34 protein-coding genes are annotated in these 21854 nt (G+C 67.3%); 33 read left to right on the top strand and 1 reads right to left on the bottom strand.

The features are described 5' to 3' along the window. The first annotated feature begins 54 nt into the window (after positions 1-54). From tuf to truA, 32 genes are all read left to right on the top strand, one after another. Positions 55-1248, top strand: coding sequence for an elongation factor Tu (gene tuf, locus ACFW22_RS07745; RefSeq protein ID WP_386400355.1), 1194 nt, complete (start codon positions 55-57; stop codon positions 1246-1248). A gap of 696 nt (positions 1249-1944) precedes the next feature. Continuing rightward, positions 1945-2253 (top strand): 30S ribosomal protein S10, encoded by a 309-nt coding sequence (gene rpsJ / locus ACFW22_RS07740; protein WP_003948644.1) that lies wholly within the window; start codon positions 1945-1947, stop codon positions 2251-2253. A 13-nt stretch (positions 2254-2266) separates the two neighbouring features. Next, positions 2267-2911 (top strand): 50S ribosomal protein L3, encoded by a 645-nt coding sequence (gene rplC, locus ACFW22_RS07735; protein WP_030687820.1) that lies wholly within the window; start codon positions 2267-2269, stop codon positions 2909-2911. Positions 2912-2918: 7 nt separating this feature from the next. Beyond that, entirely contained in the window at positions 2919-3569 is a 651-nt protein-coding gene (rplD, locus tag ACFW22_RS07730; protein WP_384880957.1) for a 50S ribosomal protein L4, read from the top strand. Beyond that, positions 3569-3892 (top strand): 50S ribosomal protein L23, encoded by a 324-nt coding sequence (rplW, locus tag ACFW22_RS07725; RefSeq protein WP_265864044.1) that lies wholly within the window; start codon positions 3569-3571, stop codon positions 3890-3892. The genes rplD and rplW overlap by 1 nt, the downstream gene beginning before the upstream one ends. A 39-nt stretch (positions 3893-3931) precedes the next feature. Further along, positions 3932-4768 carry a 50S ribosomal protein L2 gene (gene rplB / locus ACFW22_RS07720; protein WP_030208986.1) on the top strand — a complete coding sequence of 279 codons (837 nt, stop codon included), beginning with the start codon at positions 3932-3934 and terminating at the stop codon, positions 4766-4768. Positions 4769-4780: 12 nt separating this feature from the next. After that, positions 4781-5062 carry a 30S ribosomal protein S19 gene (rpsS, locus tag ACFW22_RS07715; protein WP_015035577.1) on the top strand — a complete coding sequence of 94 codons (282 nt, stop codon included), beginning with the start codon at positions 4781-4783 and terminating at the stop codon, positions 5060-5062. A gap of 42 nt (positions 5063-5104) precedes the next feature. Further along, positions 5105-5452 (top strand): 50S ribosomal protein L22, encoded by a 348-nt coding sequence (rplV, locus tag ACFW22_RS07710; RefSeq protein WP_030208989.1) that lies wholly within the window; start codon positions 5105-5107, stop codon positions 5450-5452. Further along, entirely contained in the window at positions 5452-6297 is an 846-nt protein-coding gene (gene rpsC / locus ACFW22_RS07705; RefSeq protein WP_384880955.1) for a 30S ribosomal protein S3, read from the top strand. Before rplV ends, rpsC begins: the two co-directional genes overlap by 1 nt. Positions 6298-6302: 5 nt before the next feature. Then, entirely contained in the window at positions 6303-6722 is a 420-nt protein-coding gene (gene rplP, locus ACFW22_RS07700; RefSeq protein WP_017239579.1) for a 50S ribosomal protein L16, read from the top strand. Next, on the top strand, positions 6722-6946 hold the full coding sequence (rpmC, locus tag ACFW22_RS07695; RefSeq protein WP_017239580.1) for a 50S ribosomal protein L29: 225 nt from the start codon (positions 6722-6724) through the stop codon (positions 6944-6946). The genes rplP and rpmC overlap by 1 nt, the downstream gene beginning before the upstream one ends. Further along, positions 6946-7227, top strand: a complete 282-nt coding sequence (rpsQ, locus tag ACFW22_RS07690) for a 30S ribosomal protein S17 (protein ID WP_030208995.1) — start codon at positions 6946-6948, stop codon at positions 7225-7227. Before rpmC ends, rpsQ begins: the two co-directional genes overlap by 1 nt. 114 nt (positions 7228-7341) lie before the next feature. After that, positions 7342-7710 carry a 50S ribosomal protein L14 gene (gene rplN, locus ACFW22_RS07685; RefSeq protein ID WP_003956455.1) on the top strand — a complete coding sequence of 123 codons (369 nt, stop codon included), beginning with the start codon at positions 7342-7344 and terminating at the stop codon, positions 7708-7710. Positions 7711-7712: 2 nt separating this feature from the next. Continuing rightward, positions 7713-8024 carry a 50S ribosomal protein L24 gene (gene rplX / locus ACFW22_RS07680; RefSeq protein WP_015035583.1) on the top strand — a complete coding sequence of 104 codons (312 nt, stop codon included), beginning with the start codon at positions 7713-7715 and terminating at the stop codon, positions 8022-8024. Beyond that, positions 8021-8578: a 50S ribosomal protein L5 gene (gene rplE / locus ACFW22_RS07675; protein ID WP_086024646.1), complete on the top strand. Its 558-nt coding sequence runs from the start codon at positions 8021-8023 to the stop codon at positions 8576-8578. The genes rplX and rplE overlap by 4 nt, the downstream gene beginning before the upstream one ends. A gap of 5 nt (positions 8579-8583) precedes the next feature. After that, complete coding sequence (locus ACFW22_RS07670; protein WP_003948630.1) at positions 8584-8769, top strand: type Z 30S ribosomal protein S14; 186 nt, start codon at positions 8584-8586, stop codon at positions 8767-8769. Positions 8770-8977: 208 nt separating this feature from the next. Further along, positions 8978-9376, top strand: coding sequence for a 30S ribosomal protein S8 (rpsH, locus tag ACFW22_RS07665; RefSeq protein ID WP_015035585.1), 399 nt, complete (start codon positions 8978-8980; stop codon positions 9374-9376). Positions 9377-9397: 21 nt separating this feature from the next. Continuing rightward, positions 9398-9937 (top strand): 50S ribosomal protein L6, encoded by a 540-nt coding sequence (gene rplF / locus ACFW22_RS07660; protein WP_386400350.1) that lies wholly within the window; start codon positions 9398-9400, stop codon positions 9935-9937. A 3-nt stretch (positions 9938-9940) separates the two neighbouring features. Then, positions 9941-10324 carry a 50S ribosomal protein L18 gene (gene rplR, locus ACFW22_RS07655; RefSeq protein WP_386400348.1) on the top strand — a complete coding sequence of 128 codons (384 nt, stop codon included), beginning with the start codon at positions 9941-9943 and terminating at the stop codon, positions 10322-10324. Positions 10325-10370: 46 nt separating this feature from the next. Then, complete coding sequence (rpsE, locus tag ACFW22_RS07650) at positions 10371-10973, top strand: 30S ribosomal protein S5 (protein WP_015035588.1); 603 nt, start codon at positions 10371-10373, stop codon at positions 10971-10973. Further along, positions 10973-11155, top strand: a complete 183-nt coding sequence (gene rpmD / locus ACFW22_RS07645; protein WP_015035589.1) for a 50S ribosomal protein L30 — start codon at positions 10973-10975, stop codon at positions 11153-11155. Before rpsE ends, rpmD begins: the two co-directional genes overlap by 1 nt. A 1-nt stretch (position 11156) precedes the next feature. Next, complete coding sequence (rplO, locus tag ACFW22_RS07640) at positions 11157-11612, top strand: 50S ribosomal protein L15 (protein WP_386400346.1); 456 nt, start codon at positions 11157-11159, stop codon at positions 11610-11612. A 213-nt stretch (positions 11613-11825) separates the two neighbouring features. Then, entirely contained in the window at positions 11826-13145 is a 1320-nt protein-coding gene (gene secY / locus ACFW22_RS07635) for a preprotein translocase subunit SecY (RefSeq protein WP_386400344.1), read from the top strand. Beyond that, positions 13145-13792, top strand: a complete 648-nt coding sequence (locus tag ACFW22_RS07630; RefSeq protein WP_386400342.1) for an adenylate kinase — start codon at positions 13145-13147, stop codon at positions 13790-13792. Before secY ends, ACFW22_RS07630 begins: the two co-directional genes overlap by 1 nt. Positions 13793-13888: 96 nt before the next feature. Then, positions 13889-14740, top strand: coding sequence for a type I methionyl aminopeptidase (gene map, locus ACFW22_RS07625; protein ID WP_384880938.1), 852 nt, complete (start codon positions 13889-13891; stop codon positions 14738-14740). A gap of 194 nt (positions 14741-14934) precedes the next feature. Beyond that, entirely contained in the window at positions 14935-15156 is a 222-nt protein-coding gene (infA, locus tag ACFW22_RS07620; RefSeq protein WP_003956442.1) for a translation initiation factor IF-1, read from the top strand. A gap of 62 nt (positions 15157-15218) precedes the next feature. Beyond that, on the top strand, positions 15219-15332 hold the full coding sequence (rpmJ, locus tag ACFW22_RS07615; RefSeq protein WP_003956441.1) for a 50S ribosomal protein L36: 114 nt from the start codon (positions 15219-15221) through the stop codon (positions 15330-15332). A 190-nt stretch (positions 15333-15522) separates the two neighbouring features. Continuing rightward, positions 15523-15903, top strand: coding sequence for a 30S ribosomal protein S13 (gene rpsM, locus ACFW22_RS07610; RefSeq protein ID WP_030209021.1), 381 nt, complete (start codon positions 15523-15525; stop codon positions 15901-15903). A 67-nt stretch (positions 15904-15970) separates the two neighbouring features. Continuing rightward, positions 15971-16375 (top strand): 30S ribosomal protein S11, encoded by a 405-nt coding sequence (rpsK, locus tag ACFW22_RS07605; RefSeq protein ID WP_003956432.1) that lies wholly within the window; start codon positions 15971-15973, stop codon positions 16373-16375. 132 nt (positions 16376-16507) lie between these two features. After that, positions 16508-17530, top strand: a complete 1023-nt coding sequence (locus ACFW22_RS07600) for a DNA-directed RNA polymerase subunit alpha (protein WP_384880936.1) — start codon at positions 16508-16510, stop codon at positions 17528-17530. A gap of 159 nt (positions 17531-17689) precedes the next feature. Next, the gene (rplQ, locus tag ACFW22_RS07595; protein WP_384421355.1) at positions 17690-18160 is read left to right on the top strand and encodes a 50S ribosomal protein L17; all 471 of its coding nucleotides are present in this window, start codon (positions 17690-17692) and stop codon (positions 18158-18160) included. Positions 18161-18242: 82 nt separating this feature from the next. Then, positions 18243-19100, top strand: a complete 858-nt coding sequence (gene truA, locus ACFW22_RS07590) for a tRNA pseudouridine(38-40) synthase TruA (RefSeq protein ID WP_386400338.1) — start codon at positions 18243-18245, stop codon at positions 19098-19100. On the opposite strand, the gene ACFW22_RS07585 is transcribed toward truA, so the two are convergent. Then, complete coding sequence (locus ACFW22_RS07585; RefSeq protein WP_386400336.1) at positions 19071-20063, bottom strand: hypothetical protein; 993 nt, start codon at positions 20061-20063, stop codon at positions 19071-19073. The genes truA and ACFW22_RS07585 overlap by 30 nt on opposite strands. A 56-nt stretch (positions 20064-20119) precedes the next feature. On the opposite strand from ACFW22_RS07585, the gene ACFW22_RS07580 reads away from it, so the two are divergent. Beyond that, complete coding sequence (locus tag ACFW22_RS07580; RefSeq protein ID WP_386400333.1) at positions 20120-21742, top strand: ABC-F family ATP-binding cassette domain-containing protein; 1623 nt, start codon at positions 20120-20122, stop codon at positions 21740-21742. Positions 21743-21854 lie beyond the last annotated feature (112 nt).

Raw genomic sequence — 21854 nt, 5'->3', positions numbered from 1 at the left:
GATCACCTGGCGCCGATGAAGCAAGGCGTTCAGAACCACTCCAGGAGGACCCCAGTGGCGAAGGCGAAGTTCGAGCGGACTAAGCCGCACGTCAACATCGGCACCATCGGTCACATTGACCACGGTAAGACGACCCTCACGGCCGCCATTACCAAGGTGCTGCACGACGCGTACCCGGAGCTCAACGAGGCCTCGGCGTTCGACCAGATCGACAAGGCTCCCGAGGAGCGCCAGCGCGGTATCACCATCTCGATCGCGCACGTCGAGTACCAGACCGAGTCGCGTCACTACGCCCACGTCGACTGCCCCGGTCACGCGGACTACATCAAGAACATGATCACGGGTGCGGCGCAGATGGACGGCGCCATCCTCGTGGTCGCCGCCACCGACGGCCCGATGCCGCAGACCAAGGAGCACGTGCTCCTGGCCCGCCAGGTCGGCGTTCCGTACATCGTCGTCGCCCTGAACAAGGCCGACATGGTGGACGACGAGGAGATCCTGGAGCTCGTCGAGCTCGAGGTCCGTGAGCTCCTCTCCGAGTACGAGTTCCCGGGCGACGACCTGCCGGTCGTCCGCGTCTCCGCGCTCAAGGCCCTCGAGGGCGACAAGGAGTGGGGTGAGAAGCTCCTCGGTCTGATGAAGGCCGTGGACGAGGCCATCCCGCAGCCCGAGCGTGACGTCGACAAGCCGTTCCTGATGCCGATCGAGGACGTCTTCACGATCACCGGTCGTGGCACCGTCGTCACCGGTCGCATCGAGCGTGGTGTCCTCAAGGTCAACGAGACCGTCGACATCATCGGCATCAAGACCGAGAAGACCACCACCACGGTCACCGGCATCGAGATGTTCCGCAAGCTGCTCGACGAGGGCCAGGCCGGTGAGAACGTCGGTCTGCTCCTCCGTGGCATCAAGCGCGAGGACGTCGAGCGCGGCCAGGTCATCATCAAGCCGGGTTCGGTCACGCCGCACACCAGCTTCGAGGCCCAGGCCTACATCCTGTCGAAGGACGAGGGTGGCCGTCACACCCCGTTCTTCAACAACTACCGCCCGCAGTTCTACTTCCGTACCACGGACGTGACCGGCGTCGTGACCCTCCCCGAGGGCACCGAGATGGTCATGCCGGGCGACAACACCTCCATGACCGTCGAGCTGATCCAGCCCGTCGCCATGGAGGAGGGCCTCAAGTTCGCCATCCGTGAGGGTGGCCGGACCGTCGGCGCCGGCCAGGTCACCAAGATCAACGCCTGATCTTGAACCGACCTGGTGGCTCCTAGGAGCCGCTGAGCAGTAGGGGAAGGCCCCGCACCCTCGGTGCGGGGCCTTCTCGCGCATCCGGGGCCCGGTTCGCCGGGTGCGACAGGCGCTCCGTCCGGCCTTCGACGGGGCGGCGCGGGCGGTGGCGGTGATGCGCACACCGGGCACACCGGGCCCACCGCGCCCACCGGGCCCGAGCGGCGGCACCCGGCCGAGCGGGCCCGGTGCCCGGGGTGGTGGGGGTGCGTCGGCGACGGGGCGGACGAGGGGCGTGCGGTTCGCGAATGCGCGCCCCGGCGCATGGTCGTACGTGACGTGGGGTACAGTCTTGGACCCCGATTGGCGGCCGGAAGGCCCCGTATGGCAGACTGTCGGGGTTGCTCGGTTGAGTGCCGATGCTGCGCGCCTCCCGTCGGGAGGACCGGAAGCGAGTCCCACAGTACTCGTCGCCCCTCATCAGGGGCGGACGTACGGGAATCTTCTGGGAAGCGTCAGCGGGGTGCCGGCCAGGCGCCCGGTGGGTGTTCAACCCCCGGCCTGCGGTCATGGCGACCGCGCCCCCTTGGTTGGGAGATCCCTAGGGATTTCTGCGTAGAGGGAGCGCGACACGCCCGACCGCGTGGGTCGGAGGAGGATCGCAAACCGACCGGGTTCCAGAGCGTTATACGAGACAAAGGACTACTAGTAGCCATGGCGGGACAGAAGATCCGCATCCGGCTCAAGGCCTACGACCACGAGGTCATCGACTCCTCGGCGAAGAAGATCGTCGAGACGGTGACTCGCACTGGTGCGTCGGTCGCGGGCCCGGTGCCGCTGCCCACTGAGAAGAACGTGTACTGCGTCATCAAGTCGCCGCACAAGTACAAGGACTCGCGCGAGCACTTCGAGATGCGCACGCACAAGCGCCTCATCGACATCCTCGACCCCACGCCGAAGACGGTTGACTCGCTCATGCGTCTCGACCTGCCGGCGGGCGTCGACATCGAGATCAAGCTCTGAGGTGACGCGCGAGATGGCTAAGAACATCAAGGGCATCCTGGGCGAGAAGCTCGGCATGACGCAGGTCTGGGACGAGAACAACCGGGTCGTCCCGGTGACCGTCGTCAAGGCCGGTCCGAATGTCGTGACCCAGGTCCGTACGAACGACGTCGACGGCTACGAGTCGGTCCAGATCGCCTTCGGCGAGATCGACCCGCGCAAGGTGAACAAGCCCCTCAAGGGTCACTTCGCCAAGGCCGACGTCACCCCGCGCCGCCACCTGGTGGAGCTCCGCACCGCTGACGCCTCCGAGTACACGCTCGGCCAGGAGATCACCGCCGAGGTCTTCGAGGCCGGCGTGAAGGTCGACGTCACCGGCAAGAGCAAGGGCAAGGGCTTCGCCGGTGCGATGAAGCGCCACAACTTCCGTGGTGGCAAGGCTTCGCACGGTGCCCACCGCGTGCACCGCAAGCCCGGTTCGATCGGTGGCTGCGCCACCCCGGGCCGTGTCTTCAAGGGCATGCGCATGGCCGGTCGCATGGGCAACGAGCGTGTGACCACCCAGAACCTGACCGTCCACGCCGTTGACGCCGAGAAGGGTCTGCTGCTCATCAAGGGCGCCGTCCCCGGCCCCAACGGTGGCCTCGTCCTGGTCCGCACCGCGGCCAAGGGGGTTTGAGGAACCGATGAGCACCATTGACATCCTTTCGCCGGCAGGCGACAAGGCCGGGACCGTCGAGCTCCCCGAGGAGATCTTCGGCGCCAAGGTCAGCATCCCGCTGATCCACCAGGTCGTCGTCGCGCAGCTGGCCGCGGCCCGTCAGGGCACGCACAAGACCAAGACCCGTGGCGAAGTCCGCGGTGGTGGCAAGAAGCCTTACCGCCAGAAGGGCACCGGCCGCGCCCGTCAGGGTTCGACCCGCGCCCCGCAGTTCGCCGGTGGTGGCGTCGTGCACGGCCCCGTGCCGCGTGACTACTCGCAGCGGACCCCGAAGAAGATGAAGGCCGCCGCCCTCCGCGGTGCCCTCTCGGACCGGGCGAACCACTCCCGCATCCACGTCGTCACCGGCGTGGTCGAGGGCGAGGTCTCCACCAAGGCCGCGAAGACGCTGTTCGGCAAGATCTCGGAGCGCAAGAACCTGCTCCTGGTCGTCGAGCGCTCCGACGAGGCCGCGTGGCTGTCCGCCCGTAACCTGCCCCAGGTGCACATCCTGGAGCCGGGCCAGCTCAACACGTACGACGTGATCGTCTCCGACGACGTGGTCTTCACCCAGGCCGCCCTCGAGTCCTTCGTGTCTGGCCCCAAGGCCGTTGAGACCGAAGGGAGCGAGGCCTGATGTCCGAGGCCACGATCACGAGCAAGACCTTCACGGACCCGCGCGACGTCCTCGTCAAGCCGGTTGTCTCCGAGAAGAGCTACGCGCTGCTCGACGAGAACAAGTACACGTTCATCGTCGCGCCGGGCGCCAACAAGACCCAGATCAAGCAGGCCGTCGAGGCGGTCTTCTCGGTCAAGGTCACCGGGGTCAACACGATCAACCGGCAGGGCAAGCGCAAGCGCACCCGCACCGGTTTCGGCAAGCGCGCCAACACCAAGCGCGCCATCGTGACCCTTGCCGAGGGCAACCGTATCGACATCTTCGGCGGCCCGACCGCCTGACGGCGGTCGAGTCGTCCGGAATCGGACGAGGACTGAGAAATGGGAATCCGCAAGTACAAGCCGACTACGCCGGGCCGCCGTGGCTCCTCCGTAGCCGACTTCGTCGAGATCACGCGGTCCACGCCGGAGAAGTCGCTGGTCCGCCCCCTGCACAGCAAGGGCGGCCGTAACAACACCGGTCGTGTGACCGTCCGTCACCAGGGCGGTGGCCACAAGCGCGCCTACCGCGTGATCGACTTCCGTCGTCACGACAAGGACGGCGTGCCGGCCAAGGTCGCTCACATCGAGTACGACCCCAACCGCACCGCGCGCATCGCGCTCCTCCACTACGTGGACGGCGAGAAGCGCTACATCATCGCCCCCAAGGGTCTGACCCAGGGCGACCGCGTCGAGAACGGCCCCGGCGCGGACATCAAGCCCGGCAACAACCTGGCGCTCCGCAACATCCCGGTCGGTACCACGATCCACGCGATCGAGCTCCGTCCCGGTGGCGGCGCCAAGTTCGCCCGCTCGGCCGGTGCCTCCGTGCAGCTGCTGGCGAAGGAGGGCACCATGGCCCACCTCCGCATGCCGTCCGGTGAGATCCGTCTCGTCGACGCCCGCTGCCGCGCCACCATCGGCGAGGTCGGCAACGCCGAGCAGTCGAACATCAACTGGGGCAAGGCCGGCCGCAAGCGCTGGCTTGGCGTTCGCCCGACCGTCCGCGGTGTGGCGATGAACCCGGTCGACCACCCGCACGGTGGTGGTGAGGGCAAGACCTCCGGTGGTCGCCACCCGGTCTCCCCGTGGGGTCAGAAGGAGGGTCGTACGCGTTCGCCCAAGAAGGCTTCGAACAAGTACATCGTCCGCCGCCGCAAGACGAACAAGAAGCGCTAGGAGCGGGTTTAGATGCCGCGCAGTCTCAAGAAGGGACCCTTCGTCGACGGCCACCTCGTCAAGAAGGTGGACGCCCAGAACGAAGCCGGTACCAAGAACGTCATCAAGACCTGGTCCCGTCGCTCGATGATCATCCCGGCCATGCTCGGCCACACGATCGCGGTGCACAACGGCAAGACCCACATTCCGGTGTTTGTCACCGAGTCGATGGTCGGCCACAAGCTCGGCGAGTTCTCGCCGACGCGCACCTTCCGGGGTCACGTGAAGGACGACCGGAAGTCGAAGCGCCGCTAGTAGCGGGGTGGAATGACCATGACAGACACTGGAAGGACAACCATGGAAGCCAGGGCCCAGGCGCGGTACATCCGCGTCACGCCCATGAAGGCCCGCCGCGTGGTGGACCTTATCCGTGGCATGGACGCCACGGAGGCTCAGGCGGTCCTGCGTTTCGCCCCGCAGGCCGCGAGCGTGCCGGTCGGCAAGGTGCTGGACAGCGCCATTGCCAACGCCGCGCACAACTACGACCACAGTGACGCCTCTTCGCTGTACATCAGCGAGGCGTACGTGGATGAGGGCCCGACCCTGAAGCGGTTCCGTCCGCGTGCCCAGGGCCGTGCCTACCGGATCCGTAAGCGGACCAGCCACATCACCGTGGTCGTCAGCAGCAAGGAAGGAACCCGGTAATGGGCCAGAAGGTTAACCCGCATGGGTTCCGGCTCGGCATCACCACGGACTTCAAGTCCCGCTGGTACGCCGACAAGCTGTACAAGGACTACGTCAAGGAAGACGTCGCCATCCGTCGGATGATGACGTCCGGCATGGAGCGCGCCGGCATCTCGAAGGTTGAGATCGAGCGCACCCGTGACCGCGTGCGGGTGGACATCCACACCGCGCGTCCCGGCATCGTCATCGGCCGCCGTGGCGCCGAGGCCGACCGCATCCGCGGCGACCTCGAGAAGCTCACGGGCAAGCAGGTCCAGCTGAACATCCTCGAGGTCAAGAACCCCGAGATGGACGCCCAGCTGGTCGCCCAGGCCGTTGCCGAGCAGCTCTCCTCCCGCGTTTCCTTCCGTCGTGCCATGCGCAAGAGCATGCAGGGCACGATGAAGGCCGGCGCCAAGGGCATCAAGATCCAGTGCGGCGGTCGTCTCGGCGGCGCCGAGATGTCCCGCTCGGAGTTCTACCGCGAGGGCCGCGTGCCCCTGCACACGCTCCGCGCGAACGTCGACTACGGCTTCTTCGAGGCCAAGACGACCTTCGGCCGCATCGGCGTGAAGGTCTGGATCTACAAGGGCGACGTCAAGAACATCGCCGAGGTCCGCGCCGAGAACGCTGCGGCCCGTGCGGGTAACCGCCCGGCCCGTGGTGCCGGCGCTGGCGACCGCCCGGCCCGTGGTGGCCGCGGTGGCGAGCGTGGCGGCCGCGGCCGCAAGCCGCAGCAGCAGTCCGCGCCGGCTGCCGAGGCCCCCAAGGCCGAGGCTCCCGCCGCCGCTGCCGCTCCGGCTGAGAGCACCGGAACGGAGGCCTGACCGACATGCTGATCCCCCGTAGGGTCAAGCACCGCAAGCAGCACCACCCCAAGCGCTCGGGCGCGAGCAAGGGTGGCACGCAGGTTGCGTTCGGCGAGTACGGCATTCAGGCCCTCACGCCGGCGTACGTGACCAACCGCCAGATCGAGGCGGCTCGTATCGCGATGACCCGCCACATCAAGCGTGGCGGCAAGGTCTGGATCAACATCTACCCGGACCGTCCGCTGACGAAGAAGCCCGCCGAGACCCGCATGGGTTCCGGTAAGGGTTCTCCGGAGTGGTGGATCGCGAACGTCAAGCCGGGTCGGGTGATGTTCGAACTGTCCTACCCGAACGAGAAGATCGCGCGCGAGGCCCTGACCCGTGCGGCCCACAAGCTGCCGATGAAGTGCAAGATCGTGAAGCGCGAAGCAGGTGAGCTGTGATGTCGGCCGGTACCAAGGCGTCCGAGCTGCGCGAGCTGGGCAACGAGGAGCTTCTCAACAAGCTCCGCGAGGCCAAGGAAGAGCTGTTCAACCTCCGCTTCCAGGCGGCGACCGGTCAGCTCGAGAACCACGGTCGGCTCAAGTCCGTCCGTAAGGACATCGCCCGGATCTACACCCTGATGCGTGAGCGTGAGCTGGGCATCGAGACGGTGGAGAACGCCTGATGAGCGAGAGCAACGTGACTGAGAAGACCGAGCGCAACGCTCGCAAGGTCCGCGAGGGCCTGGTCGTCAGCGACAAGATGGACAAGACCGTCGTCGTCGCTGTCGAGGACCGCGTCAAGCACGCGCTGTACGGCAAGGTCATCCGCCGTACGAACAAGCTCAAGGCTCACGACGAGCAGAACGCTGCCGGCATCGGCGACCGCGTCCTCCTGATGGAGACCCGGAAGCTGTCCGCCACGAAGCACTGGCGCGTCGTCGAGATCCTCGAGAAGGCCAAGTAATTACCCGAGGCCCCGGAAACTAGTTCCGGGGGCCCCTCGGGTCAGTTCCGCCAGGCTCGGCCGGGGCTTCTCCGAAGCCCCGGCCGGGAACCGGCAGACAATCAGGAGATAGACGTGATCCAGCAGGAGTCGCGACTGCGTGTCGCCGACAACACTGGTGCCAAGGAGATCCTTTGCATCCGTGTTCTCGGTGGCTCCGGTCGCCGCTACGCGGGCATCGGTGACGTCATCGTCGCCACCGTCAAGGACGCGATCCCCGGTGGCAACGTGAAGAAGGGTGACGTCGTCAAGGCGGTCATCGTTCGCACCGTCAAGGAGCGCCGCCGCCAGGACGGCTCGTACATCCGCTTCGACGAGAACGCCGCTGTCATTCTCAAGAACGACGGCGACCCTCGTGGCACCCGTATCTTCGGCCCGGTCGGCCGTGAGCTGCGCGAGAAGAAGTTCATGAAGATCATCTCGCTCGCGCCGGAGGTGCTGTAAGCATGAAGATCAAGAAGGGCGACCTGGTCCAGGTCATCACCGGTAAGGACAAGGGCAAGCAGGGCAAGGTCATCACGGCCTTCCCCCGCGAGAACCGCGTCCTGGTCGAGGGTGTCAACCGGGTCAAGAAGCACACCAAGGCCGGCCCCTCGCAGGCCGGTGGCATCGTCACGACCGAGGCTCCGGTCCACGTCTCCAACGTCCAGCTGGTCGTGGAGAAGGACGGCAAGAAGGTCGTCACGCGTGTCGGTTACCGCTTCGACGACGAGGGCAACAAGATCCGCGTTGCCAAGCGGACGGGTGAGGACATCTGATGGCTACCACCACTCCGCGTCTCAAGACGAAGTACCGCGAGGAGATCGCGGGCAAGCTGCGTGAGGAGTTCTCCTACGAGAACGTCATGCAGGTTCCCGGCCTCGTCAAGATCGTGGTCAACATGGGTGTCGGCGACGCCGCCCGTGACTCGAAGCTGATCGACGGTGCGATCCGCGACCTCACCACGATCACCGGTCAGAAGCCGGCCGTCACCAAGGCCCGCAAGTCCATCGCGCAGTTCAAGCTGCGCGAGGGCCAGCCGATCGGTGCGCACGTCACCCTCCGTGGCGACCGCATGTGGGAGTTCCTGGACCGCACCCTGTCGCTCGCGCTCCCGCGCATCCGCGACTTCCGCGGCCTGTCCCCCAAGCAGTTCGACGGCCGTGGCAACTACACCTTCGGTCTCACGGAGCAGGTCATGTTCCACGAGATCGACCAGGACAAGATCGACCGTGTCCGGGGTATGGACATCACCGTGGTGACCACGGCGACCAATGACGACGAGGGCCGTGCCCTTCTGCGTCACCTCGGCTTCCCGTTCAAGGAGGCGTAAGCGAGATGGCGAAGAAGGCTCTCATCGCGAAGGCTGCCCGCAAGCCCAAGTTCGGCGTGCGTGGCTACACGCGCTGCCAGCGCTGTGGTCGTCCCCACTCCGTGTACCGCAAGTTCGGCCTGTGCCGCGTGTGCCTCCGTGAGATGGCTCACCGTGGCGAGCTGCCGGGCGTGACCAAGAGCTCCTGGTAATCCCCTACTTGGGATGACCGGAGTCTCTCGGTAAGTATTGGGCTGACGGATGCCCATCCCTCCATGGCTTAGGCTAGGGGGGTTGGGCGTCCGCCGCCCTACCGACTTACTACGCCGTAGGTCCCCGCGCCGCACCCGTCCCGCCCCTGTGTGGGGAGAGGGATGGCGCATACAGGAAACCCCGGCGAGAGAGGCCGAAGGCCAATTCATGACCATGACTGATCCGATCGCGGACATGCTGACTCGTCTGCGTAACGCGAACTCGGCATACCACGACTCCGTGACGATGCCGCACAGCAAGATCAAGTCTCACATCGCGGAAATCCTCCAGCAGGAGGGCTTCATCACGGGCTGGAAGGTCGAGGACGCCGAGGTCGGCAAGAACCTCGTCCTCGAGCTCAAGTTCGGTCCGAACCGTGAGCGCTCCATCGCGGGCATCAAGCGGATCTCGAAGCCGGGCCTCCGGGTTTACGCGAAGTCCACCAACCTGCCGAAGGTCCTCGGCGGCCTGGGCGTGGCGATCATCTCCACGTCCCACGGTCTCCTGACCGGCCAGCAGGCAGGCAAGAAGGGCGTAGGTGGGGAAGTCCTCGCCTACGTCTGGTAGTCGGGAACGGAGGAATAGCTAATGTCGCGTATTGGCAAGCTGCCTATCCAGGTTCCCGCCGGCGTGGACGTCACCATCGAGGGCCGCACGGTCACGGTGAAGGGTTCCAAGGGCACCCTGAACCACACCGTCGCCGCACCGATCGAGATCGTTAAGGGCGAGGATGGCGTGCTCAACGTCACCCGTCCGAACGACGAGCGTCAGAACAAGGCCCTGCACGGCCTGTCCCGCACGCTGGTGGCCAACATGATCACCGGTGTGACCCAGGGGTACGTCAAGGCGCTCGAGATCAGCGGTGTCGGTTACCGCGTGGCCGCGAAGGGCTCCGCTCTGGAGTTCCAGCTCGGCTACAGCCACCCGATCCTGGTCGAGGCGCCCGAGGGCATCTCGTTCAAGGTCGAGTCGCCGACCAAGTTCTCGGTCGAGGGCATCGACAAGCAGAAGGTCGGCGAGGTCGCCGCCAACATCCGCAAGCTTCGCAAGCCCGACCCCTACAAGGCCAAGGGCGTGAAGTACGCGGGCGAGGTCATCCGCCGCAAGGTCGGAAAGGCTGGTAAGTAAGCCATGGCATACGGTGTGAAGATCGCCAAGGGCGACGCCTACAAGGGCGCCGCCAAGAAGCGCCGCCACATCCGCATCCGCAAGAACGTGTCGGGTACGGCGGAGCGTCCGCGCCTCGTCGTGACGCGTTCCAACCGCGGCATCACCGCTCAGGTCATCGACGACCTCAAGGGTCACACCCTTGCGTCGGCGTCGACCCTGGACGCGTCGATCCGCGGTGGCGAGGGTGACAAGTCCGCGCAGGCCAAGAAGGTCGGCGCCCTGGTTGCCGAGCGCGCCAAGGCCGCTGGTGTCGAGGCCGTCGTGTTCGACCGTGGTGGCAACAGGTACGCCGGGCGCATTGCCGCTCTGGCTGACGCCGCCCGCGAAGCCGGGCTGAAGTTCTAAGCCCCGGTTCCGGGACTAACGGACGTAACAGAGAGAGGTAATTCCAATGGCTGGACCCCAGCGCCGCGGCAGCGGTGCCGGTGGCGGCGAGCGGCGGGACCGGAAGGGTCGCGACGGTGGCGCTGCCGCCGAGAAGACCGCGTACGTTGAGCGCGTTGTCGCGATCAACCGCGTCGCCAAGGTTGTCAAGGGTGGTCGTCGTTTCAGCTTCACCGCGCTGGTCGTGGTGGGCGACGGTGACGGCACCGTAGGTGTCGGTTACGGCAAGGCCAAGGAAGTTCCCGCGGCCATTGCCAAGGGCGTCGAGGAAGCGAAGAAGAACTTCTTCAAGGTTCCCCGCATCCAGGGCACCATCCCTCACCCGATCCAGGGCGAGAAGGCCGCGGGCGTCGTCCTGCTCAAGCCGGCTTCCCCCGGTACCGGTGTTATCGCCGGTGGCCCGGTGCGTGCCGTCCTCGAGTGCGCCGGCGTTCACGACATCCTGTCGAAGTCGCTCGGCTCCGACAACGCGATCAACATCGTGCACGCGACCGTGGAGGCCCTCAAGGGCCTGCAGCGTCCCGAGGAGATCGCGGCCCGCCGTGGTCTGCCCCTCGAGGACGTCGCTCCCGCGGCTCTGCTTCGTGCGCGTGCTGGGGCGGGTGCGTAATGGCTCGCCTCAAGGTCACGCAGACGAAGTCGTACATCGGCAGCAAGCAGAACCACCGCGACACCCTGCGTTCGCTCGGCCTCAAGAAGGTCAACGACGTGGTTGTCAAGGAGGACCGCCCCGAGTTCCGCGGCATGGTGCACACCGTCCGCCACCTCGTGACGGTCGAGGAGGTTGACTGACATGGCGGAGAACAACCCGCTGAAGGCCCACAACCTCCGTCCCGCCCCCGGCGCCAAGACCGCCAAGACCCGTGTGGGTCGTGGTGAGGCGTCGAAGGGTAAGACGGCCGGTCGTGGTACCAAGGGCACCAAGGCCCGTTACCAGGTTCCGGAGCGCTTCGAGGGTGGCCAGATGCCCCTCCACATGCGCCTCCCGAAGCTGAAGGGCTTCAAGAACCCCTTCCGCACCGAGTACCAGGTCGTGAACCTGGACAAGCTGGCCGCGCTCTACCCGCAGGGTGGCGAGGTCACGGTGGCCGACCTGGTCGCCAAGGGTGCGGTTCGCAACAACCAGCTCGTCAAGGTCCTTGGCCAGGGCGAGGTTTCCGTGGCGCTGCAGGTGACGGTTGACGCCGTCTCCGGCTCCGCCAAGGAGAAGATCGCCGCCGCGGGCGGCAGCGTCACCGAGCTCGTCTGAGACGACTCGATGGCTTGAACATCCGACCGGGGATGCCTCTCAAAAGGGGCATCCCCGGTTGGTCGTTCCTAGGGGGGCATGCTCGCCGGTAAGGTGGCGTGCACTGTCTAGACTCCGTGCGCTATGTCTGCACGGATTTGAAGACCGATACCTATTCGTCGAACCTCAAGACCGTCACCCTTGACGCATAGCGCGGGGGTCGCAGGAGGCACCGTGCTCACCGCGTTCGCCCGGGCGTTCAAGACGCCCGACCTGCGCAAGAAGCTGCTCTTCACGCTCGCCGTCATCGTGCTGTACCGCCTCGGGGCCCACATCCCGGTGCCGGGCGTCAGCTACGAGGCAGTTCAGCAGTGTGTCAAGCAGGCCAGCGAGGGCAACAACAGCTTGTTCGGCCTGGTCAACATGTTCAGTGGCGGGGCGCTGCTGCAGATCACCATCTTTGCGCTCGGCATCATGCCGTACATCACGGCGAGCATCATCCTGCAGCTGCTGACCGTCGTGATTCCGCGCCTCGAAGCCCTCAAGAAGGAGGGCCAGTCGGGCACCGCCAAGATCACGCAGTACACCCGGTACCTGACGGTTGCCCTTGCCGTGCTCCAGGGCACCGGTCTGGTGGCGACCGCCAAGAGCGGTGCGCTCTTCAGCGGCTGCATCGTCGCCGACCAGGTCGTGCCGGACCAGTCGATCTTCACCATCGCCACCATGGTCATCACGATGACCGCGGGCACCTGTGTCGTCATGTGGCTCGGTGAGCTGATCACCGACCGCGGCATCGGCAACGGCATGTCGATCCTGATGTTCATCTCGATCGCCGCCGGCTTCCCGGGCGCGCTGTGGGCCATCAAGGAGAGCGGCAAGCTCGCCAAGGGCTGGATCGAGTTCGGCACCGTCATCCTCATCGGCTTCGTGATGGTGGCCCTCGTGGTCTTCGTCGAGCAGGCCCAGCGGCGCATCCCGGTCCAGTACGCGAAGCGCATGATCGGCCGCAGGTCGTACGGCGGTACGTCCACTTACATCCCGCTGAAGGTGAACCAGGCGGGTGTGATTCCTGTCATCTTCGCGTCGTCGCTGCTCTACATCCCGGCCTTGATCGCGCAGTTCTCGAACTCCACCGCAGGGTGGAAGACCTGGATCGAAGCCCACTTCGTCAAGGGTGACCACCCCTACTACATCGCTGCGTACTTCCTCCTGATCGTGTTCTTCGCCTTCTTCTACGTGGCGATTTCGTTCAACCCCGAGGAAGTCGCCGACAACATGAAGAAGTATGGTGGCTTCATCCCGGGTATCCGGGCTGGTCGACCTACTGCCGAGTATCTGAGCTACGTGCTCAACCGGATCACTTGGCCGGGCTCGCTGTACTTGGGTCTGATCGCTCTTGTGCCGACGATGGCGTTGGCAGGCTTCGGTGGCGCCAATGCCAACTTCCCCTTCGGCGGGACGAGCATCCTGATCATCGTGGGTGTGGGGCTGGAGACCGTGAAGCAGATCGAGAGCCAGCTCCAGCAGCGCAATTACGAAGGGTTCCTCCGCTGATGCGAATCGTCCTCGTCGGACCGCCCGGGGCCGGCAAGGGTACGCAGGCCGCGTTCCTTGCCAGGAACCTGGACATCCCGCACATCTCCACGGGTGACCTGTTCCGTGCCAACATCTCGCAGGGCACCGAGCTGGGCCTCAAGGCCAAGGCGTTCATGGACGCCGGCGACCTCGTGCCCGACGAGGTGACCATCGGGATGGCCAAGGACCGCATGGAGCAGGCGGACGCCGCCAACGGCTTCCTGCTGGACGGCTTCCCCCGGAACGTGGCGCAGGCCGAGGCCCTGGACGTGGTCCTGAAGGCCGAGGACATGCAGCTGGACGCGGTCCTGGACCTGGAGGTCCCCGAGGACGAGGTCGTGAAGCGGATCGCGGGTCGCCGCATCTGCCGCAACGACAGCGCGCACGTCTTCCACGTGACCTACACCCCGCCGAAGACCGCGGGCGTCTGTGACGTCTGCGGCGGCGAGCTCTACCAGCGCGACGACGACTCCGAGGAGACGGTCCGCCGGCGCCTGGAGGTCTACCACACGCAGACCGAGCCGATCATCGACTACTACCGGGCGCAGAACCTGGTCGTGACGATCTCGGCGCTCGGCAAGGTGGACGAGGTCACCGCCAAGGCGATGGCCGCGCTCAAGAAGTAACCCCGGTTCGTTCGATACGGCCGCGGTGCCCCTCACGGGCGCCGCGGCCGTATCGTTGTTCCGTTCCCCGTACTCGATGGAAAGGCCGCGGCCACGATGGTGCAGATCAAGACCCCCGAGCAGATCGCGAAGATGCGCGAGGCGGGGCTGGTCGTCGCCGCCATCCACGCGGCGACGCGTGAGGCGGCCGTGCCCGGCGCCACGACGCGGGACCTCGACGAGGTGGCGCGGAAGGTCATCGCCGACCACGGGGCGAAGTCGAACTTCCTCGGGTACGGCGGTTTCCCCGCGACGATCTGCACCTCGGCGAACGAGGTCGTCGTCCACGGCATCCCCGACGACAAGACCGTCCTCAAGGACGGCGACATCATCTCCATCGACGCGGGCGCGATCGTGGACGGCTGGCACGGTGACGCCGCCTACACGGCCTTCGTGGGCACCGGACACGCACCGGAGCTGGTGGAGCTCTCCCGGGTGACGGAGGAGTCGATGTGGGCCGGCATCGCGGCCATGAAGCTCGGCAACCGCTTGGTGGACGTCTCGAAGGCGATCGAGTCCTACATCAAGCGCCAGCCGCGGCCGGCGGTCGGAGACCACAGCCTCGGCCGGTACGGGATCATCGAGGACTACGGCGGCCACGGCATCGGCACCGAGATGCACATGGACCCGCACCTGCTGAACTACGTCTCCCGCAAGCGGGGCAAGGGCCCGAAGCTCGTCCCCGGCTTCTGCCTGGCCATCGAGCCGATGGTGTCGCTGGGCACTCCCCGCACGGAGGTCCTGGAGGACGACTGGACGGTCGTCACCACCGACGGCACCTGGTCCTCCCACTGGGAGCACTCGGTGGCCCTCACCGAGGAGGGGCCCCTGGTCCTGACCGCGGTGGACGGCGGCAAGGCGAAGCTGGCGGAGCTGGGCGTCACGGCGGCGCCGGACCCGCTGGCGTAGCCACCGGCGTGCAGCGCCGGCCCCTGGACACGCAGCCGATTCGGAGTTCGCGTAATGATCTTCTACGGTGGGCAGATTCCCCGATTCGTCTTTTCCCAGGGGCTGACGTAGACTGACGCGTCGGCTCTCGTGTACCCGTGTGTCCGCACGCGGCGGCCGGAGTCGATCAAGGTAGCCGATTCGAAGGGCGAAGCGTGGCCAAGAAGCAAGGTGCCATCGAAATCGAGGGCACCGTGATCGAGTCCCTCCCGAACGCCATGTTCAAGGTGGAGCTCCAGAACGGTCACAAGGTCCTCGCGCACATCTCCGGCAAGATGCGGATGCACTACATCCGAATCCTCCCGGACGACCGGGTCGTCGTGGAGCTCTCTCCGTACGACCTGACGCGTGGCCGGATCGTCTACCGGTACAAGTAGATCTTGCCCACACCCGCCATTTCGCGCGGGTGGTGGCACTGACCCGGAGAACCTCACATCCCATGAAGGTCAAGCCGAGCGTCAAGAAGATCTGCGACAAGTGCAAGGTGATCCGCCGTCACGGCCGGGTCATGGTCATCTGCGACAACCTGCGCCACAAGCAGCGCCAGGGCTGACGCACGCCGACCGACCTGCAACTTCGCAGTTCTTCGCGCGACGCATAGCAACACGTACACATGCAGAGCCCGTCGGGTCGTGATCCACGGCTGACGGCACCTCCGGCGGGGGCCGGGGACCCGACCTGTACCTCATACGGCAGCCGGGACCGGTTCTGCAGCAGACCCCCGAGAACACAGGAGCCATTGAATGGCACGCGTTTCCGGTGTTGACATCCCTCGCGAAAAGCGTGTGGTGGTCGCACTCACCTACGTCTTCGGCATCGGGCGCACCCGGTCCGAGGAGATCCTCGCCGCGACCGGCGTGAACCCGTCCACCCGCGTCCGCGACCTTGCCGAGGAAGACCTTGTCAAGATCCGCGAGTACGTGGACGCCAACCTCCGGACCGAGGGTGACCTCCGCCGTGAGATCGCCGCCGACATCCGCCGCAAGGTCGAGATCGGCTGCTACCAGGGTCTGCGCCACCGTCGTGGCCTGCCCGTCCGCGGCCAGCGCACCAGCACGAACGCTCGTACCCGCAAGGGCCCGCGTCGCGCCATCGCCGGCAAGAAGAAGCCGGGCAAGAAGTAGTCCTCAGCGGACGCTTGACCAAGCGGTCTTCGCTGTAGGACCGACCACCTCCCGTAGGAGTTAAGAGATGCCCCCCAAGGGTCGTCAGGGCGCTGCCAAGAAGGTGCGCCGCAAGGAAAAGAAGAACGTCGCTCACGGCCACGCGCACATCAAGAGCACGTTCAACAACACGATCGTCTCGATCACGGACCCCTCGGGCAACGTGATCTCCTGGGCCTCCGCCGGCCACGTCGGCTTCAAGGGCTCGCGCAAGTCCACCCCGTTCGCCGCGCAGATGGCCGCCGAGTCGGCCGCTCGCCGCGCGCAGGAGCACGGCATGCGCAAGGTCGACGTCTTCGTCAAGGGTCCCGGCTCCGGCCGTGAGACCGCGATCCGCTCCCTCCAGGCCACCGGCCTCGAGGTCGGCTCGATCCAGGACGTCACCCCCACGCCGCACAACGGCTGCCGTCCCCCCAAGCGCCGCCGCGTCTGACGCACCGGCTGCTTGACCAGGGATTTCGGGCGGTGCGCCCCCTTTTCGGGGCGTACCGCCCGTACCCTTGCAGTACGCAGTACTCCGTCGGGCGTCAAATAGTGGGCGTCCACGACTGAAGGACACACAGACATGCTTATCGCTCAGCGTCCGTCGCTGACCGAAGAGGTCGTCGACGAGTTCCGCTCCCGGTTCGTCATCGAGCCGCTGGAGCCGGGCTTCGGCTACACCCTCGGCAACTCGCTCCGCCGTACCCTCCTCTCCTCGATCCCGGGTGCCGCCGTCACCAGCATCCGCATCGACGGCGTCCTGCACGAGTTCACCACCGTGCCGGGCGTCAAGGAGGACGTCACCGACCTCATCCTCAACATCAAGCAGCTGGTCGTCTCCTCGGAGCACGACGAGCCGGTCGTGATGTACCTGCGCAAGCAGGGCCCGGGTCTGGTCACCGCCGCCGACATCGCGCCCCCGGCCGGTGTCGAGGTGCACAACCCGGACCTCGTCCTGGCGAGCCTCAACGCCAAGGGCAAGCTGGAGATGGAGCTGACCGTCGAGCGCGGTCGCGGCTACGTCTCCGCCGTCCAGAACAAGCAGGTGGGCCAGGAGATCGGCCGCATTCCGGTCGACTCCATCTACTCGCCGGTCCTCAAGGTCACCTACAAGGTCGAGGCGACCCGAGTCGAGCAGCGCACCGACTTCGACAAGCTGATCGTCGACGTCGAGACCAAGCAGGCCATGCGCCCGCGCGACGCCATGGCGTCCGCCGGCAAGACCCTGGTCGAGCTGTTCGGTCTGGCGCGCGAGCTCAACGTCGACGCCGAGGGCATCGACATGGGCCCGTCCCCGACGGACGCCGCCCTCGCCGCCGACCTGGCGCTGCCGATCGAGGAGCTGGAGCTCACGGTCCGCTCCTACAACTGCCTCAAGCGCGAGGGCATCCACTCCGTGGGTGAGCTCGTCGCCCGTTCCGAGGCCGACCTGCTCGACATCCGCAACTTCGGTGCGAAGTCGATCGACGAGGTCAAGGCGAAGCTGGCCGGTATGGGCCTCGCGCTGAAGGACTCGCCGCCCGGATTCGACCCGACCGCCGCCGCGGACGCCTTCGGCGCCGACGACGACGCGGACGCGGGCTTCGTCGAGACCGAGCAGTACTGAGCTCGGACCCGACGGTCCCCTCTCGCTGCGGACCGGCTCCGGCCGGTCGCGCAGTTCCCCGCGCCCCCTTCGGGGCGCGGGTCTCCGACAGGTAACCGCCTGCTCGGATACTGACCCCGGTACCTGGTACGGCCGGGGCAGAACACAAGGAGAAACACCATGCCGCGTCCCACCAAGGGCGCCCGCCTCGGCGGCTCCGCCGCGCACGAGAAGCTGCTCCTCGCCAACCTGGCGAAGTCGCTCTTCGAGCACGGCCGCATCACGACGACCGAGGCCAAGGCCCGCCGCCTGCGTCCGGTCGCCGAGCGCCTGATCACCAAGGCGAAGAAGGGCGACATCCACAACCGTCGCCTGGTGCTGCAGACGATCACCGACAAGGGCATCGTCCACACCCTCTTCACCGAGATCGCCCCGCGCTACTCGGAGCGTCCCGGCGGTTACACCCGCATCACCAAGATCGGCAACCGTCGTGGCGACAACGCCCCGATGGCCGTGATCGAGCTGGTCGAGGGCGAGATCGCCAAGAAGGCGACCGTTGCCGAGGCCGAGGCCGCCACCAAGCGCGCCGTCAAGGAGGCCGACGAGGCCGCCGCGGTCGAGGCGACCGAGGAGGAGTCGAAGGACGCGTAAGCGTTCTTCCGACGTTTCTCGTGTGCGGGCCCGTACCCCCTGGGGTGCGGGCCCGTTCCCGTGTCTTTGAGAGGATCTCCGCGTGAGCGATGAGGTGCAGGACGGTTTCGTACGGGTCAGGCTCGACCTTTCCTACGACGGCAGGGACTTCTCCGGCTGGGCCAAGCAGGCCCAGGGGCAGCGGACCGTGCAGGGGGAGATCGAGGACGCCCTGCGGACCGTGACCCGGTCCAAGGAGACCCACGAGCTGACCGTCGCGGGTCGGACCGATGCCGGGGTCCACGCACGCGGCCAGGTCGCCCACGTCGACCTGCCCGTGGGCCTGTGGGAGGAGCACCGGGAGAAGCTGCTCCGACGGCTCGCGGGGCGGCTCCCGCACGACGTCCGGGTGTGGCGGGTGGCGGAGGCGCCGGCCGGCTTCAACGCGCGCTTCTCCGCGATCTGGCGCCGCTACGCCTATCGCGTCACCGACGACCCCGGCGGGGTCGACCCGCTGCTCCGGGGCCATGTGCTGTGGCACGACTGGCCCCTCGACCCGGACGCCATGAACGAGGCGGCGACCGCGCTCATCGGCGAGCACGACTTCGCCGCGTACTGCAAGAAGCGCGAGGGCGCCACCACCATCCGCACGCTCCAGGTGCTGCGCTGGGAGCGGCGGGACGACGGGGTGCTGGAGGCGACCGTGAAGGCCGACGCCTTCTGCCACAACATGGTCCGCTCGCTCGTCGGCGCCCTGCTCTTCGTGGGCGACGGCCACCGGCCGGTGGACTGGCCCGGGAAGGTGCTCGCCGCCGGTGTCCGGGACTCGGCCGTGCACGTCGTCCGGCCGCACGGCCTCACCCTGGAAGAGGTGGGCTACCCGGCGGACGAGCTGCTCGCCGCCCGGAGCCGGGAGGCCCGGAACAAGAGGTCACTCCCCGGGAGCGCCGGCTGCTGCTGAAGCCTGGGCGCGGCCCCGGGCGTAGATCTGGTTGAAGGCGAAGGTGCCGAGGTCGTCGCTGGCCCGGAAGACCGCCGTGTCGGCCTTGGTCACCTTCGTGCCGTCGGTGAAGCCGGCCTGGGTGAAGTACGCGTACCGGCCGATCGCGTTCGCGCGGCGCAGGCAGACCGTGGAGTGGCAGAAGTCACCCACGCCGGCGCCGGTCAGCGGTGCGATGCCGCCGACGGCCTGGTCCTTCGCCCTCCCGGCCGCGGCTTCGGAGGGGAAGACGGCGACGCCCACGGTGATCGCCACGCCGTCCTTCACATAGGTGGCGCGGAGCACCCGCTGGCAGCCGTTCTGCTGGAGGACCCCGCCCAGGCCGCCCTGGGTGACGGCCGTGCAGCTGCTCGTCGAGGAGGTCGCGCCCTTCTGGTAGGGGCGGTCGTCCATGGTCAGCTTCTTGCCGGGGAAGAGGCCCTCGGCGGTGAGCGGGGCCTTGTCCTTCTTCGGGTCCGAGATGTAGTCCTTCGGGTCCGGCGGGGGCGGTGGTGCCACCGAGGAGAAGGTCGGCTCGGGGCTGGGGAGGTCGGTGGGGGAGACCGCTCCGGTGGGGAGCGGGCCGTTCTTGGCCTCGTCGTTCTTCTTGTTGGTGGCCACGACGGCGGTCGCGACGATCGCGCCGACGGCCACGGCGGCCAGGGCCCCGCCGGAGACCAGCAGGAGGCGCTTGCGGCGGTTCCGGGAGGCGGAGGCGTCGGCCAGGGCGCCCCAGTCCGGGGTGGCACCACTGTCCTGTGCCCCCGGGAACGGGTTCGGCCGCTGCTGCTCGAAGCCGGACGGCTGCGGCTGCTGCCCCGGTTGCTGTCCGTGTCCCGGCGGCGGTCCGTAGCCGGGCTGTTGGCCGTACCCCTGCTGCCCCGCCCCCTGCCCGTACCCCTGCTGCTGCGGCTCCTGCGGCCACTGCGGTCCCCCAAAGCTCATGCCGCGCATCCTAAACCGGTTGGGCGGAGCCGATGCGGGCGGTGACAATGCATTCCATGGGACACGTCGAGGCCGCACATCTTGAGTACTACCTCCCCGACGGGAGGGTCCTGCTCGGGGACGCCTCCTTCCGGGTCGGGGAGGGGGCGGTCGTCGCCCTCGTCGGGGCCAACGGCGCCGGCAAGACCACGTTGCTCCGGATGATCGCCGGAGAGCTCCAGCCGCACGGCGGCACGGTCACGGTCAGCGGCGGTCTCGGGGTGATGCCCCAGTTCGTCGGTTCCGTGCGGGACGGCTCCACCGTCCGAGACCTGCTGGTCTCGGTGGCCCAGCCCCGGATCAGGGAGGCCGCGAAGGCGGTCGACGAGGCCGAGCACCTGATCATGACGGTGGACGACGAGGCCGCGCAGATGGCGTACGCGCAGGCCCTCAGCGACTGGGCCGAGGTGCAGGGGTACGAGGCGGAGACCCTCTGGGACATCTGCACGACGGCGGCCTTCGGCGTCCCGTACGAGAAGGCGCAGTTCCGGGAGGCCCGGACGCTCTCCGGCGGTGAGCAGAAGCGACTGGTCCTGGAGTCGCTGTTGCGCGGCCCCGACGAGGTGCTGCTCCTGGACGAGCCCGACAACTACCTGGACGTGCCCGGCAAGCGGTGGCTGGAGGAACGGCTGCGGGAGACCCGCAAGACCGTGCTCTTCATCTCCCACGACCGGGAGCTGCTCTCCCGGGCCGCGCAGAAGATCGTCGCGGTCGAACCCGGCCCGGCCGGCTCGGACGTGTGGGTGCACGGTGGTGGCTTCGACACCTTCCACGAGGCCCGGCGGGAGCGGTTCGCCCGCTTCGAGGAGCTGAAGCGGCGCTGGGAGGAGAAGCACGCCCAGCTGAAGAAGCTGGTGGTCAACCTGCGACAGGCGGCTGCGGTCAGCCACGAGATGTCGTCCCGGTACGCGGCGGCACAGACCCGGCTGCGGAAGTTCGAGGAGGCGGGGCCGCCGCCGGAGCCGCCGCGGGAGCAGGACATCCGGATGCGCTTGCGCGGCGGACGGACCGGGGTGCGGGCCTTGACCTGCGAGAACCTTGAGCTGACCGGATTGATGAAGCCGTTCTCGCTGGAGATCTTCTACGGCGAACGGATCGGTGTCCTCGGCTCCAACGGCTCCGGCAAGTCGCACTTCCTCCGGCTCCTGGCCGGTGACGGTTCGGTGGCGCACACGGGCACCTGGAAGCTGGGGGCCCGGGTCGTGCCGGGGCACTTCGCCCAGACCCATGCGCACCCGGAGCTGGTCGGGCGCCCGCTCGTGGACATCTTGTGGACGGAGCACGCCAAGGACCGGGGCGCGGCGATGTCGATGCTGCGGCGGTACGAGCTGGAGCGGCAGGGCGACCAGTCCTTCGACAAGCTGTCCGGCGGCCAGCAGGCGCGCTTCCAGATCCTGCTCCTGGAGCTCGCGGGGACGACCGCGCTGCTGCTCGACGAGCCCACGGACAACCTGGACCTGGAGTCGGCGGAGGCCCTCCAGGACGGTCTGGAGTCGTACGAGGGGACGGTGCTCGCGGTGACCCACGACCGGTGGTTCGCGAAGTCCTTCGACCGTTTCCTGGTCTTCGGGTCGGACGGAGTGGTGCGGGAGACCGACGAGCCCGTGTGGGACGAGCGCCGAGTCGAGCGGGCCCGGTAGGCATCTCCTCGGCGTTTTGACCCATCGCGGGGGTGCCGGGTAGTCTTCTGGTTTGTTATGCGTATTGGCTTGGTCGTTCTCACGCGAGGGGCCCTTACGCCGGTCCACCGGG

The sequence above is a fragment of the Streptomyces sp. NPDC058872 genome, assembly GCF_042743065.1.
In the GTDB taxonomy this organism is placed as follows: Bacteria; Actinomycetota; Actinomycetes; order Streptomycetales; family Streptomycetaceae; genus Streptomyces.
The sequence above is the reverse complement of the archived record's forward strand: the minus strand, read 5'-3'. Positions and strand labels throughout refer to the sequence as shown.

Excerpts from the sequence above, each read along its gene's own strand:
- rpsJ (WP_003948644.1), top strand. The coding sequence starts at position 1,945 with ATGGCGGGACAGAAGATCCGCATCCGGCTCAAGGCCTACGACCACGAG.
- rplC (WP_030687820.1), top strand. The coding sequence starts at position 2,267 with ATGGCTAAGAACATCAAGGGCATCCTGGGCGAGAAGCTCGGCATGACG.
- rplD (WP_384880957.1), top strand. The coding sequence starts at position 2,919 with ATGAGCACCATTGACATCCTTTCGCCGGCAGGCGACAAGGCCGGGACC.
- rplW (WP_265864044.1), top strand. The coding sequence starts at position 3,569 with ATGTCCGAGGCCACGATCACGAGCAAGACCTTCACGGACCCGCGCGAC.
- rplB (WP_030208986.1), top strand. The coding sequence starts at position 3,932 with ATGGGAATCCGCAAGTACAAGCCGACTACGCCGGGCCGCCGTGGCTCC.
- rpsS (WP_015035577.1), top strand. The coding sequence starts at position 4,781 with ATGCCGCGCAGTCTCAAGAAGGGACCCTTCGTCGACGGCCACCTCGTC.
- rplV (WP_030208989.1), top strand. The coding sequence starts at position 5,105 with ATGGAAGCCAGGGCCCAGGCGCGGTACATCCGCGTCACGCCCATGAAG.
- rpsC (WP_384880955.1), top strand. The coding sequence starts at position 5,452 with ATGGGCCAGAAGGTTAACCCGCATGGGTTCCGGCTCGGCATCACCACG.
- rplP (WP_017239579.1), top strand. The coding sequence starts at position 6,303 with ATGCTGATCCCCCGTAGGGTCAAGCACCGCAAGCAGCACCACCCCAAG.
- rpmC (WP_017239580.1), top strand. The coding sequence starts at position 6,722 with ATGTCGGCCGGTACCAAGGCGTCCGAGCTGCGCGAGCTGGGCAACGAG.
- rpsQ (WP_030208995.1), top strand. The coding sequence starts at position 6,946 with ATGAGCGAGAGCAACGTGACTGAGAAGACCGAGCGCAACGCTCGCAAG.
- rplX (WP_015035583.1), top strand. The coding sequence starts at position 7,713 with ATGAAGATCAAGAAGGGCGACCTGGTCCAGGTCATCACCGGTAAGGAC.
- ACFW22_RS07670 (WP_003948630.1), top strand. The coding sequence starts at position 8,584 with ATGGCGAAGAAGGCTCTCATCGCGAAGGCTGCCCGCAAGCCCAAGTTC.
- rpsH (WP_015035585.1), top strand. The coding sequence starts at position 8,978 with ATGACCATGACTGATCCGATCGCGGACATGCTGACTCGTCTGCGTAAC.
- rplF (WP_386400350.1), top strand. The coding sequence starts at position 9,398 with ATGTCGCGTATTGGCAAGCTGCCTATCCAGGTTCCCGCCGGCGTGGAC.
- rplR (WP_386400348.1), top strand. The coding sequence starts at position 9,941 with ATGGCATACGGTGTGAAGATCGCCAAGGGCGACGCCTACAAGGGCGCC.
- rpsE (WP_015035588.1), top strand. The coding sequence starts at position 10,371 with ATGGCTGGACCCCAGCGCCGCGGCAGCGGTGCCGGTGGCGGCGAGCGG.
- rpmD (WP_015035589.1), top strand. The coding sequence starts at position 10,973 with ATGGCTCGCCTCAAGGTCACGCAGACGAAGTCGTACATCGGCAGCAAG.
- rplO (WP_386400346.1), top strand. The coding sequence starts at position 11,157 with ATGGCGGAGAACAACCCGCTGAAGGCCCACAACCTCCGTCCCGCCCCC.
- ACFW22_RS07630 (WP_386400342.1), top strand. The coding sequence starts at position 13,145 with ATGCGAATCGTCCTCGTCGGACCGCCCGGGGCCGGCAAGGGTACGCAG.
- map (WP_384880938.1), top strand. The coding sequence starts at position 13,889 with ATGGTGCAGATCAAGACCCCCGAGCAGATCGCGAAGATGCGCGAGGCG.
- rpmJ (WP_003956441.1), top strand. The coding sequence starts at position 15,219 with ATGAAGGTCAAGCCGAGCGTCAAGAAGATCTGCGACAAGTGCAAGGTG.
- rpsM (WP_030209021.1), top strand. The coding sequence starts at position 15,523 with ATGGCACGCGTTTCCGGTGTTGACATCCCTCGCGAAAAGCGTGTGGTG.
- rpsK (WP_003956432.1), top strand. The coding sequence starts at position 15,971 with ATGCCCCCCAAGGGTCGTCAGGGCGCTGCCAAGAAGGTGCGCCGCAAG.
- ACFW22_RS07600 (WP_384880936.1), top strand. The coding sequence starts at position 16,508 with ATGCTTATCGCTCAGCGTCCGTCGCTGACCGAAGAGGTCGTCGACGAG.
- rplQ (WP_384421355.1), top strand. The coding sequence starts at position 17,690 with ATGCCGCGTCCCACCAAGGGCGCCCGCCTCGGCGGCTCCGCCGCGCAC.
- ACFW22_RS07585 (WP_386400336.1), bottom strand. The coding sequence starts at position 20,063 with ATGAGCTTTGGGGGACCGCAGTGGCCGCAGGAGCCGCAGCAGCAGGGG.
- ACFW22_RS07580 (WP_386400333.1), top strand. The coding sequence starts at position 20,120 with ATGGGACACGTCGAGGCCGCACATCTTGAGTACTACCTCCCCGACGGG.